We start from the raw sequence: 13,462 nt of genomic DNA, 5'->3' as shown, positions 1-13,462 counted from the left end.
GACTGAATCGCCCCTGGTTTCTTAGACGCTTTGACCGGCTGCTTTTGGCCGAACGCAGCCGCTCATGAGAGGCCGTTTTCGGCCAGAAGCAGTCACTCGCTGCCATCAGCAGTCATCCCAGAATTCCCTCTCCAGCGTGGTGATCTTTCTCTAGTAGTTTTTACCGGTGAATTCGGTTATCAATCAAAAGCTGATCAGTGACTGGCTGGTTGAGGGCGCCAGTGGCGGCAAGGGCGATGTTTCTTGCCACAGTGTCAACTGGATCATCAAGCGTTCCAAGGAGTTGAAACTCAGACGCGCCAACGTAGCGGGCCTTCTGTTCATCCTCGCCGGTGAAGGACTGCTCTGCACCCGTCTGTGATGACTGCCTAGAGCGAATCTGGCGCAACGTCCCTGCATCCAATAACTTTGCCAACAGCAATACTTTCTTCCGATCGCCAATTCTATTTAAGAGATAGCCCGTTCCAACATTTTTGTCCCAGATGGGCTTCACCATTATCATGTGCAACGTCTTGATTCCTTGACGTGCTAAATCCTGCATTACTTGCAACTGACCATTGTTAATACCAAAAAAGAGTTTCCCGGAAGGTTTCTCAATACGCGGGTACTTGTGTTTCACCTCTAACTGCATGAGAGAGTTGTCTGGCCATCGCGCCAAGCTGTCAATGTCCCAGACACCATTGAAAAAAGGTTGTATCGCACAGTTTTTAAACAGCCGATGAAGGACGACTTGCTTAAAGAGATCATCGCTATAGTGGCTGGAAATACCGGCCCAGAACGCTTGTTGAGATCGATTCTCGTCAATCACCGACGTTGACGGAATCCTGAACCGAGGAGCCGAATGCCCTCGCTTTTTCAGCATGAAAGACTGAATCGGGATGTTGGTCTGCTCTCCCCATTTCTTAATGAAGAAATCACGGCCCATCTCGTCGTAGTAGCAATCAAACAAGAACTCACCCTGACCGGACGAAGGGGTCAGCAGTTGGCATAGGTACTCTGCTGCTTGACCGGTGTCGGAGTGGTCCCACACCCACCAGGAGTTTACGAATTTCTTTCGTGGCTTTTCCTTTACCGTCAGGGTCCTTACGAGAGAAACCGGTAAAACATCAATTCCTTGAGCAACCAACTTGCCGAGGTACTCATTGAATACAGCTTCAATGACCAATCCTTCAAGCATTCTGCTCTTGTCAGACCGTACAAGTATTTCCTTTAGCTGCTCGATGTTGTCTAGGGGAATATCTCGGAGAGCCCCAAAAGGGGTCAGCAAGCTCATTTATTGTCGACCTTGTACTGCACATTAAAGCCGATTTTGGCCAGGCCCAAAAAAATTAGCAACCTTCAGAAAAAATAATCCACTCCAACTCAAAGACTTGAATAATCGGGGGGGGGGGGAGCAGATCACGATATTGATCACTGACAAGAGATGTCTGGGACTGACTATATTGGCAGTAGGCGACTGTTTCTGTCCGACTACCGCCCGACGCGAAGGACTGCTATGGGGCGAAAGACACCATCCGCTTCCGGCCGAAAGCGGCAGGTCTTGAGCGGCAGCTTCTGGCCAAAAGCAGTCAGCCTGAACTATGGACCTAGAATGATCGGAGAATGATTTTTTATAGTCCACCTCGCTCCCTTTAGGGAGACGAGGCCGACATTGTTACCAATTGCTCTTTTTTATTAGCGAGTGCACAGCGCCCTAAGTATTTCGGTATTTATATCAGGCTGACCAATGCGTCCGAGATAAGATGAGTAGCGCTGAACTAAGTTAGGGGTGAAGTGAGGCGCGACTGATGCGAAGCGCTTAGGAAACATCTCAGGGATCTCACTGGATTGAATAGTTCGAATTTCCTGAAAATCAACAAGCCAAGGCCCTTTTCCATCTAGAGGTGGAAGAAAGTGTGTGGCAATTCCGTGCCCTTGTGTGGCGTGATTCCTAAGATCTTTGCCGGTTTTTTCTTTAACCTTAGCATTGCCACTAATAAATTGCTCTTTCCATTGAGCCCATTCTGGCATTTCTGTGCAAACTGCAAGTGTTAAGTGGCTGGGTAATTTGTTAGCCATATTGCAGCGGGGAGTGAGGACAACATACACCTTATCATCGAGATGAAGGAGATCTCCGGTGTCAATTCGATTAGCATACAAAGCTGGCACGACATAAAATTCATCTGGATGATGATGCGAGGATGCCTGTGAAAGAGTATCGTATATATGCGAAGCGGTCTGGCGAGCGATCACCTCGGCTATCATTTCTTTATCTGTTTCTAGAGCCCACCTCTTCTCCCAACGCTGCCAAATCGATTGGTTGAATAATAAAGCGGTAGCTTTAGATATTCTACTACGAGTCGCTCTCATTGCAGAAATCAATCCGCCTTGAGCAAGAAAAGAGTTCAATATTATTTGTGTCTCTCCTCCTTTCTTTGTGTGTATTTTTATATTTGAGCTTTTAATTTCATCACTTGCCTCTCCCTCATAGGCGCTGTATACGACTGTAGGAATCCCTATATCCTCAAGAAGCTTATTAAGAACGTAGTTTCCCAATGGTTTTTCAGTACCTAGTGAAGCGTCTCCATCGGGCAATCTCAGATCGACCACGGCACAGTCAAAATATGTGCGAGAAAGCAATTCTAATGCCCGCTGCTTGTCAGTAGCGAAAGTAGCATTGAACTTCAAAGCACTCTCGGGATTTCGATTGGATTCTCGAATATCTCGACGCCAGCTTTCAATAGTTAATTCATCATCTTCAATAATTAGAATTTCGCAAATATCCATTTCAATCCTTCCGTTTTCGCTTAGTTCTTTGTTGGCAATGTTATTTTGAATTTTGCACCGATATCTGAGTCCAGGAGCAATAGCTCACCAGCACTTCGGTAAATGGCCTCTCTCGCAATACTTAATCCCAACCCAGTACCGTTAAGCTTTTTGGTGAAGCCGACATCAAAAAGCTGGTCCCTGTGTTCTTCTGCCACGCCGAGCCCGTTGTCATGGACAGTAATTGTGACTTTTCCTGAATGCCCATGCTCCAGAGTTAGATGGATCGCTGGATCCTTGATTTTGTAATGATGCAACCAATGCATCGCATTATCAATCAAGTTGGTCAGTGCTGTTGTAATATCTTCCGGGTAACCAGTCACCACTACATCTTCAACTTCAGCATTGATAATCAGCTTCACCCCAAGTTCTAGGGATTTTGTTCTGAACAAGAACAGAGTCTCATTCAAAACATCATGTACGGTGTAATCCCTAGGATCACCTCGACTCGCTCCCGCCAGCGGGCTTAATGCTGTGAACAGCTCCCGAAGCGATTTAGAACTTCCCGACATCCCATGCAATATTTTTGGGATTTCCGCGCGGTCCTCTTCAGCTTCGCGGGAGTTATGAAGCAAAGTTGGCCACCATCGTTGGAGACGAGCAACTTCTGTTTCAATGAACGCGAGTGGAGTATTTCCTTGATGCATAACTTCACCAATAATGAGCCCCAGCGTTACTTGCGCTTCAAGTTGGGCTTGACGCGCATCGAGCTCTTTAAGATGCGAAATAAGTCTTTCTGACTCGCGATTGAGTAATTTTTGCGCTTCTTCTCGCTCACCCTCTGGAAGTTTTGCAAGTATAGGCTGAGCCCATGAAAGCTCAGCTTGATCCATAACCTCGTGAAATCCACTTTGCTTTCTAACATCTAACCCCGCATTAATTCTGAAATTTCGACGCCGCGGTTCAACAACTTCTGCAAGCAGGGTTAATATTAATGATTGTAGACGACGAAAACTTCCGTTCTCCTCAAAACCTTCGCGACTGCTGCGCTCCAAGAGCTGGGAAGCACTTTCATCATCAATGACAAGTACGCCAGCTACTTGATTATGGCCAATTTTCATTGAGGGGTTTTGAACACGCTTCGCATCAAGCGTTAACCAGTCGTTTTCTGAATCACCATAAGGGCGGACGCGAAATCCTTCTCGATAAATGGCTATGCCAGCAATACTGTCCAAGAGCTTTCTTGCGTCGCGCACTCCCAAATCGCCGAAACCTGCTTTTTTTGCTGTGCTACGAATTGAGGCGGCCTCTCTATCGAAGATATTCAGCTGGACGGTAAATACTCCGCATGGATCTTCTCCATCCTTAATCGGGACCATCAAATTGATAGGAACAGGCTCCATACCTGCACGACGAATTGTCATAGAGCCTTCGAACACACCACTTTCATCGAAAATCCCCTCTACTTCATAATCGCAAGCGCTAAGCATGGGGAAAGGTGTTATTTCATATGGATCATAATGCTTAGAACTATCTACATTTTGATCCGGCGACCCAAACAAAGAAACTCCATCAAAGCCGCAGTTTTGTGGGTTACAATTGGATAGATCTAATATGATCTTGAAAGGTCTATCTGCATTATCTCCAATAGGACTGACAAGACGACGAAGCTCACGATATAGTCTTTTAACTCCAGACTCTGACCAAACATCTCGGAGACTTGATATATTTAGCTTTGTGCCAGCAGGCCCACTTGAAATGGAGGTCTCAATTGAGAAAGAGATATCATCTAAATATCTTGTTTGCTCAAAAATATTCCAATCAAGTTTTTCTATTCGTGTTCGTTCGTAAACTTCGGAGGTGCCTGAAGTAGCCAGCTTGGCAGAGGACACCAGCTCTAACGTTTCACCTAATCGTGCTACCGCGAAGCGACCAATACCTTTTGATCCGAGCAGCGCACGACCACCGGGACTTACCTTTCTTTGTTTTTTATCGCTTGTGGCAGGTTCCATCCACTTTTCTTGTATATCAAGAAGTGTCATGCCATGACCATCATCTTCAAAAACAATTCGTCCGGCTTTGGCATCAAGTGATGGAAGAAACGTTATGCGCACAGTCCTTGCGTCAGCATCATAACTATTCTTTACAAGTTCAATTACAGCTGCTTCTGGGCCGCTTATAAGACGGTCACCGATTGTGCGTATAATTCTCGCTCTTGGACGAAAAGTTAAGCGAGGTGATGGCCATTCTTGAGGCCAACCTTGTGCCCATAGAGGACCAAAATCATCAGGTGAAACGCCAGTTTTATCTCCTGTATCGGGCCGCTGAAAAATATCCTTTAACCGAGCGATGTCTTCACCGATATTGAAATTCAAGTGGGGTTCACGATTAAGCGCCAAATCCAATGCCGCATTTACATCTAAAGACCCAATTGAGCCTGCGTCGAGAGGGAATGCAGATTGTAGGGCTACTATCGCTAGCTCGAACGCTGTTAGGGCTCTCCTTACGCTTGGCTCGACATCGGTATCAGCAGCCAAGTCATCGTAAGTATTTTGAGCAGCTGAAAAATACTCCAAGAGTGCCCTATGTACAGACGTTATGTCATAGGTGTCAAAAAATTTTCCGTCTAGCTGCAAGGACTCGTCAAGGTCCGCCTCACCACCGATTGCTGCTCTTGCCTCCGCTAGTTGAACGGACTCTGCCACAGCTATACGTGCGGCTGCAGGCTCAGCTGAGTCCCCCGTAAAGAGATCCGCATATCGGCGAGCACACCTTGCTATGAGCGCGACATTTCCCCAAAACCCAACATTCTGCATTCCATCCGCACCTTCCATCTCCAACCCTCTGTTTTCTATCAGATGTAAACATCTTTATAGGGAGTGTCCAACGATTCGAATTATTCAACCTTAAAAATCAAAAACGATGAAAGGCCAGATTAATCTTAAAAAATGAGATTTAGTAGTCTAACCTGAAACGACTATAACAATATAATCATGCTGGAATGATCGCCTATGTTGTGGTATGCGTAATTTTCTCTATCCAACTAGCCCCGAGGACGAAGTAAAAATTTTCTCGGCTTGGGTTGGCTTCCACTCGCCGTAGCATAAGCGCACGATTTAGGATGCTCGGAATATCAGGGCGCGTTGCCGCCCGTGGTTCTAGGGCTTTGAGTCAATGATTCACTGACCGTTGCAAGCTCCCGTATCAAACCAGCTACCATGAACCGCAAAATCCGTTCGCCGTCATTCTATATCTTCAACAGGATATACCGGCTGGTCGACCTTCACGAATGGCTGCTATTGGCCGGTAGCGGTCGCCTTCGAACGCCCGCTTCTGGCCGAAAGCTGGCGGTAGCGACAGGGCGCTATCCATCTTTGAAGCGGACACAAAACTCCTCTGAGACCGTGTTATGGCGTCCCGTTTCTTCCGTAAAGGCGGTAGCCTGGTCGACGACTCAAGCGTTCGTAATAGTCGCTCACGGCAGGAAAGTCCGGATGAGCAAGCGGTGTTTCAAACCACCGATTAACTGACAGGCCGATCGGTATATCTGCGAGAGAAAACTCATCTCCGCTGACGTAGGCCCCGGTTGAATCGAGCTGTCGATTGAGGATCTCCATGTACCTCGACCAGTTGTTGCACGCGGCCGCCAATGCACGGCTGTCCTGATGCTCAGGCGAATGCCTGACCAGCGACATGAAGGCATAACTCCACGACTTGTTGAGATCTGACGCTTGCCAATCGATCCATTGATCCACCCGCGCTTTGGCTCTCGCTTCAGTCGGGTAAAGGTGAACGCCGTTGTAGCGCGACGCCAAGTAGCGAATGATCGAGTTTGACTCCCAAAGAATGAAATCGTCGTCCTCGATGACCGGCACCATGGCATTGGGATTCAGCGCCAGGAATTCAGGTGTGTGCGTCGATCTGAAGCCAGAACCCCAATCCACCCGCTCAAAGGGAATTTCAATCTCGGCGCATGCCCAGAGCACCTTTCGTACATTGATCGACGATGCCTTACCCAATATGTGCAACATTCCATGTCCTTATCGTTCGGGGTACTTGGTCTTAACTACTGACTCTATTTACTTGTGGAGCGGGTTGTCCAGAGTCTGCTTCTGGCCGGTTAGCGACGGTCAAGGCTCGACCGTCGCTATGCATTTTCAAACCTCGGTCTGTTCCGCCATCTCTATGGCGTCGTCGACTTCAATTCCCAGATATCGAACGGTGCTTTCCAGCTTCGTATGGCCAAGCAGCAGTTGAACCGCTCGCAGATTTTTCGTCCTTCGATATATCAGCGATGCCTTCGTACGCCTCATTGTGTGAGTGCCATACATTGCTGGATCAAGGCCAACTGCTTCCACCCAGCCTTTGACGATACGTGCGTATTGACGTGTTGATAGATGGTCTGAGGTATGCAGCTGACTCGGAAAAAGGCAGTCCTCGCTCCGGAGTTGGGCCTGGTGTATCCAGGCCGCAATAGCAAACCGTGTTTGTTCGGTGATCTCGAAGTGCACTGGCCGCAGCGTTTTCTGCTGCATCACCATGGCGCGTGGTGATACGTGCTCGCCATGGGCGACGTCGCGCACACGAAGCTTGGTTAAGTCGCAGGCCCGAAGTTTGCTGTCGATGGCCAGATCGAAGAGCGCAAGATCACGGGTTCGTTCTGCAATTTGAAGCCTTACCCGGATGGCCCAGATATCTCTCAGTCTGAGTGGAGCTTTCTGCCCGACCAGTTTTCATTTGTTCCAAGGCTGGTGGCTGCAGGTAGCGAAGATGTTCATGACGAGTCCTCCACGTGTCGAAGGACAAGGATGGCTGACCAGAGGACGGGGCGCTAACCGGCCAGAAGCGGACATCCGGGAACTACTGCTTCCAGCCGTTAGCTGCCCTTTACAACTCGTCAAATCGAAGTTGCTTTAGACCACTGAACAGGCTTTTGTATTTTTTTCCCCCTTCACCACTGTCGCGCAAATAATTGCCGACAGCTATACACTACCTTTCAGATAATCCACGCTCACTAAAAACACCTTCAAAATACTGTAAAAATTCGTTTTTTATTTCGGGACAAACCTTCTTGATATAGAAAAGAAAATACCATAAAGGTGTGGCCTCTCCTGTATCATCCTGCTCCCAGTCTTCCTCATTTCCGAAGCAACAGATTACACATCGTACGAAATTCGCGAATGCTGGATCCGATTCTCTATATTGCCTTTCAATTGGCCAAAGATCGACAAAGAACCCCTTCCTTTGCTCCTGACTAGACTCAACTACTCCAGGAGTTACGGCCTTACTCAGGTAGTTAGACATAAGATCGAGTTTTGCAGAAGAAATACTACTTAAAGCGTCGCCTTCAATCAAATGAAGCAAAAAATCCGCGTAGCACCGCACTAATTGATTAATGGATACGCCGGCGGCAAGGAGACGCGCCTCAAGATTTTCGACTTCTTCAATTTCTTTTTCATCACTCATTCTTTAACTCCATCACATACGCCGAGCTTACCCATAACTTGCGCGCAAGATCGGCAAAACTTCAACTGTTTACCATCATTCCTTACGGTCGTAGATGTTGAACCGTTCGTAATATCTCTCAAAGCTTCGACAGATTTGACATCGTTAGCCTTGGCAATCTTACTCAGCGCATCCGCTTCTCCGCAGTGCCCATGAATAAAAGGAGAACGTTGATCGTCTGGTATCGATTCATAGAGCTCTTGAACCACAGGATGCTGAATACCTTCCCCACCTGCTTTCGTGCTGTATCCAACCTCCGGTGCTTGCAGATTACCCGACTCGATTGTAGTGCGTGTGCCTTTGTTGTTCGGCGTAATTCCTTTTTGACGAGCCAGCCCGCGTGGGTCAGTCCACCCAGTAGGATTCGGAACATACTGGTAAAGGTTGAGTCCCCCTTCGTAACCAATAGGATCTTGACTTATGAAACGTCCCACTGACGGGTCGTAGTAGCGATGCCTGTTGTAATGCAGCCCCGTCTCATGATCATGGTACTGCCCTTGGAATCGGATAGGATTTGCAATGCCCTGCTGCTTCGCCCAATGCGACTGCTCCTCCCGAATCTCACCCCAGGCCTTGTACTGAGCGCTCCATACGACGTCACCATTCTGATCGGTCATCTCCAAAGGAGTGCCCAAATGGTCGCATTGGTACCAATTCAATACATCGATTGGGGGCGATACTGCGGAACGATTCCAAAGCGGATCATCCTCTAAGCTGTAATCCTCATCGTAGTCAGGCAATCCCATCAGATTAATGGAATGATTCGACATCGCCTGAGCGACAGGAATGAATGTTCCGGGCTCAAACACGTAATGAATAGTGCGGCCCGCCTCCCCATCCTGCTGAGGAGCACGACTTTCCCAAGCCAAGTTATCGCCATCCCAACCGTACAACGTAAAGCCACAGCCGTGCTCTCGCTGCAATCGAGCGTGCTCAGCGCTATTCCACAGTGAGCCTGCCGCCGGCCGCTGCTTGTATTGGACCTTCGAATTCTTGGATAAACGTCGACCAAGGGCGTCGTAGGCAAACTCCACCGAAAGCCTTGAGTCCTCAAAATGCACCAGCCGATCAAACAGATCCCAACGCATCTGGCTGTAAGCACCATCGCACCAACGCTTTATCTGGTTACCACGCTCATCGTATTCGTAGTGAGTCCCTGCATACTCGCGCAGCAGGTTATCGACTAACTTGCTGCGTGGGGGAGTCAACTCCAAAGGCCGCCGACTCTCTGCCGCTTTCTCATCAAGCAGGTTACCCGCCGGGTCAAAGTCGAAGGTTTCAACACCCAAACGACTCACTGCGCTCAACAACCGGCTCACCGGATCATAGCAATAGGACAACTGGCCACGGCGCGTATCGTTGATTTCGTTCAGTTGCCCTGCGGCGTCGTAGGCGTACTCACGCTTAAGCAAAACCGACTTGTCATCACTACGCCCCAACAGTTGCTCTTGCAGGCGCCCGGCCGGGTCCCACTTCTGCGTCTGCACAAGACGATTACCTTGATGCCGAGCCACTTCGCGATGCAGGTCGTCGCGCTCATAGCCAAGCAACTCATGCTCGTTCAGGCGCAATGCCAAGAGATGACCGCTGCCGTAGGTCAACCAACTGACCCGATGCCCATCAGGACGGATCGTGGCCACACGTTGGTTGAGCGCGTCGTACTCGTGCTGCCAAACAGCAACCAGTGGCTTGTCCAAACCGAGGTAGTGCTGATGCTCACGCACCATATTGCCGGCCATGTCATGGAACCATTGCACTTGGCTGTCTGCGTTACTGGCGAGGATCATGTTGCCCCTGCCGTCATAGGCGTAACGCTCCGCTTGAGACTGGTCGCCAAGCGAAGCTAGACGCTCGGTTACACGCCTCATCTCGTCATACGCTACCGTCACAACACGGTCACCGGTGGCGACCTTTGATAGGCGTCCAGAAGCGATGTCGTACTGGTAGCGAGTCAGACGTCCGTCAAAGCCTGTTTCGGTCAACAAGCGTCCTACTGGGTCGTAGAGAAATTGCGCCGAGCGTTGATTCTGGTTCTCCAGAGCCTGCAAACGTCCCAAACGATCCCACCGATACCGCAGAGTCTGTTCGGCAGCGTCCACGCGTTCTTCGACGAAACCAGCTACCGTGTAGCTCCAGGTCGTGCAGCGATCCAATCCGTCGACATGGGCCAGAAGTCTGCCCTCAGCATCGCGCTCAAAACGCTCCTCTGTTTTGTCCGGATGCCGGATAAGCGCTACCTGCCCAGCCTTGTATTCGTATTCGGTGCTCTGCCCTGCTGCATCCGTTGCGCAGATCATCAAGCCGCGATCGTCATACTCCCATGTACTGATCTTGCCCGAGCAATCCACATATTTGAGTAATTGACCCGCGTCATTGTATTCGAGGGTCTTCTCGTTACCGTTGGCATCCTTGATGGCAATCGGCAGACCTTTTTTGTCATATGCGTATTCAGTCTTGTTACCGAGCGGATCGACCGTTTCAACCAGGTTGCCGGCGTCATCATAGGCGCGCAGCCATAGCCCGCCTTCCGCGTCCATGATTTTGATGAGTTGGTCGTGGTCGTCATAGGCGAAGTGCACCACGCTATTGTCGGCGCGAATATGCTCAAGCCGATTGCCGCGCTCATCGTAGCTATAGCGGTCAGTGGCCCCATCGGGATGCACATGCCGGACGACGTTTTTGGCGTCATCGCGGAACAACCATTCCGACAAGCCATCGGCGTGACGAATGCGATACGTGTAGCCCAGGCTGTCGTAGTAATGCCATGTCTCGTTACCGTGAGCATCCGTTACGTACGTCAGACGAATGTTCTCATCCCATTCCAGACGGGTGTCGAAACTGCCGTCATCGGCCCACTCGCGCACGGCCTTGGCATCAGAGCCCGTGCCCTGCCACTGCAAGTTCATCCCGCGCCCGGTCCGGTCCGTGTAGCGCGTGATCAGATGATGCTCATACTGATAAGACCAAGCTGCACCGTTCTCATCCTGGGCAAGAGTCAGATCGCCGTGCACGTCATACTCATAAGCGCACAGCTGACGCTGTGGCGCCCCGTCACGGATCTCCCAGAGGCCGGTCAATTGTCCATGCGCATCGATCAGCGTGCCGAGGTGACGATGCACCTTGGTGATGTCATTTTCCTGATAGGTAATCAGGTCGGACAGTACGGGAGCATCACCGTGTCGATGCTCATGGTGCAGCATGATTCCGGCGCCACTACGCAATACAACACCTACTAGCAGGTAGCAAAGCCCATGACGGATGTAGGTCTCCTTGCGATCGAAACCCCGGCATAGCAGCAACTGTCCCTCGCTGACATGCAGCAAAGTGATGTTTTCAATCGCGTCGTAATGAAACTGACCGATCTTAGGTAACGGATAGCTATGGCTTCGGCCGTCTGCATTGTGGAACACCAGACCATCGTCCTGCTCGTCGATGCGAGTCGTGAACGGAGTGATCCAGCGCGCGCCCAAGATGCCCGAATCATAGGCGCTCAAGTCCGAGCAATACGTGCGGGTCCAATCAATGGGGAAAGCGCCGGGCAAGCTGAAATCCGAGTGATCAAACGTCTCTGTACCCATGGCAAAGCTGATGCGCTTGCAGGTCGCAGGACATACTTCATTTTTCTCATCATTGGGGCGCGTCTTCGGCTTCGACTCAGCCCGGCTTACTTCAACCTTGCCATCGCTGGCAACGCGTCGGGATTGGCTAGTCATTCCCGGTTTGACGTTACCGCCCTGGCCGTGTGCGTTGCGCATACGCCACGCTGCAACCGCGCTGGCCAGTACGACCAACAGCGCGCCAATCGAGCTTTGAACGGCCGGGTCACTCAACTTGTTCAACTGCGTGCGCAGCTCGGGTCCCATGGCGCGCAGTGATTTCGTATGAATCAGAACTTTTTTCTTTGCTTGTTCAGGCAACAGATGCTCGGCCGCACTGTTGGCAACTCCTTTGCCCGCTGCTTTGTAAACGTTTGCCGCGGCGCCGAAGATATTGCTGATAGCGCTCAAAGGATCATGTAGCAATTGATCGCTGGCAGCGCTTGCCATCTCCCCGGCTTCTTTTAAATTGCCTTTGGCATCGAGCTGTCCGTTTACGACGCGCTCTAACCCAACAGCAATTTCATTGAGGATCTTTTCGCCAAGCTCTCCTGCATCATTGAGCAGCTCCTTGAGTTTGGCTTGTGCCTGCTTAACGAAATCATCGATCACACCAACAATGTCAGCGTTCAGATGACCGACCACGACGTTGATCAACGCATCGCCCAACACCAGCTTGCCGACCTTGGCGACCTCCTGGCGAACAAGGAACAATGTCGGACGCAAGCTCATGCGCGCGGCTGCCATGTTCGGCGGCATCGGCAAGACACCGATCAGGTTGATCCCGAGACTGACCCAGTTGAGAGGATCTTGTCGTGGGCTGTTCGAGAGTGTCACCACATCGTTCAGTGCATCGACCAGCGCCATGATATTGCCGACAACAGGCAGCGCACCGGCGACCGTCTTGATGCGCTCCAATGTCACCAGATCGCCACTGATCTCTCGTAACCAAGCATCGAATTGAGCCGCACTTCGACCCACATCTTCCACCATGATCAGATTCAGCGGAACAACGGCGACTTGTGGTTCACGTTTGGTTGCAACAGCGATATTGGTCGTCATGGAAGCGTCTTACCAGCCAGTAGGCTCGGGAATTCAAAGATGTCATGAGGCTCATCGCCAAGAGGCCTACGTCTGCACGTCGCCTCTCGTTGGCAATGAAACCAGGATGTAGTCAGGTCGATCAGCTGATCACTGCGCCTTTCGGACCGCTCGCAATGAGCGCGGCACCACAGGCAGTTTTCATACCGTCCAGAGCGATGGGCGTACCATCAACGGTGTAGGTGCTGCTGCCTTCTGCAATGGGGAAAACCCCTTTGCAAAGCGGACAGCTAACTTTGTGACCGACGCCAGCAATAGGCTTGCCGTTGAGGTCGGTTCGGGAGAAGGCTTCGAGCACTTTGCCACCGTGAGTGGTGGAGTCGCCTAAGCGAATAACATCTTTCATGGTGTCACTCCTTTGACTAAATCTTGGATTTATATCGGCCAGGCAAACGTTCGAAAGAGGGTCGCCCTCGTTCATATTTTCTGGCTGGCCGATAAAGCGCGCCGCAGTCACTACCGACCTATCACGCGCCCTTCGATCTCACACTGCGTTTCGTAGATCTAGCCGACAC

General features: G+C 50.5%; 8 protein-coding genes. All 8 read right to left on the bottom strand.

Annotated elements, in window-relative coordinates:
* Positions 1–160: 160 nt before the first annotated feature.
* The gene (locus ACXR0M_RS14355) at positions 161–1,273 is read right to left on the bottom strand and encodes a hypothetical protein (RefSeq protein WP_458832479.1); all 1,113 of its coding nucleotides are present in this window, start codon (positions 1,271–1,273) and stop codon (positions 161–163) included.
* Between the two features lie 401 nt (positions 1,274–1,674).
* Complete coding sequence (locus tag ACXR0M_RS14350) at positions 1,675–2,766, bottom strand: hypothetical protein (protein WP_458832478.1); 1,092 nt, start codon at positions 2,764–2,766, stop codon at positions 1,675–1,677.
* A 20-nt stretch (positions 2,767–2,786) separates the two neighbouring features.
* Entirely contained in the window at positions 2,787–5,579 is a 2,793-nt protein-coding gene (locus tag ACXR0M_RS14345; RefSeq protein ID WP_458832477.1) for a sensor histidine kinase, read from the bottom strand.
* Between the two features lie 573 nt (positions 5,580–6,152).
* Complete coding sequence (locus ACXR0M_RS14340) at positions 6,153–6,776, bottom strand: glutathione S-transferase family protein (RefSeq protein ID WP_458832476.1); 624 nt, start codon at positions 6,774–6,776, stop codon at positions 6,153–6,155.
* A gap of 126 nt (positions 6,777–6,902) precedes the next feature.
* Positions 6,903–7,475: a tyrosine-type recombinase/integrase gene (locus tag ACXR0M_RS14335; protein ID WP_458832708.1), complete on the bottom strand. Its 573-nt coding sequence runs from the start codon at positions 7,473–7,475 to the stop codon at positions 6,903–6,905.
* A gap of 259 nt (positions 7,476–7,734) precedes the next feature.
* Positions 7,735–8,211 (bottom strand): hypothetical protein, encoded by a 477-nt coding sequence (locus tag ACXR0M_RS14330; protein WP_236192091.1) that lies wholly within the window; start codon positions 8,209–8,211, stop codon positions 7,735–7,737.
* Positions 8,208–12,908 carry an RHS repeat-associated core domain-containing protein gene (locus ACXR0M_RS14325; RefSeq protein ID WP_458832475.1) on the bottom strand — a complete coding sequence of 1,567 codons (4,701 nt, stop codon included), beginning with the start codon at positions 12,906–12,908 and terminating at the stop codon, positions 8,208–8,210. Before ACXR0M_RS14325 ends, ACXR0M_RS14330 begins: the two co-directional genes overlap by 4 nt.
* Before the next feature lie 121 nt (positions 12,909–13,029).
* Positions 13,030–13,293, bottom strand: coding sequence for a PAAR domain-containing protein (locus ACXR0M_RS14320; RefSeq protein WP_130902052.1), 264 nt, complete (start codon positions 13,291–13,293; stop codon positions 13,030–13,032).
* Positions 13,294–13,462 lie beyond the last annotated feature (169 nt).

This window comes from Pseudomonas sp. Eth.TT006 (genome assembly GCF_054456575.1).
This window is presented reverse-complemented; position numbering and strand designations above follow the sequence as displayed.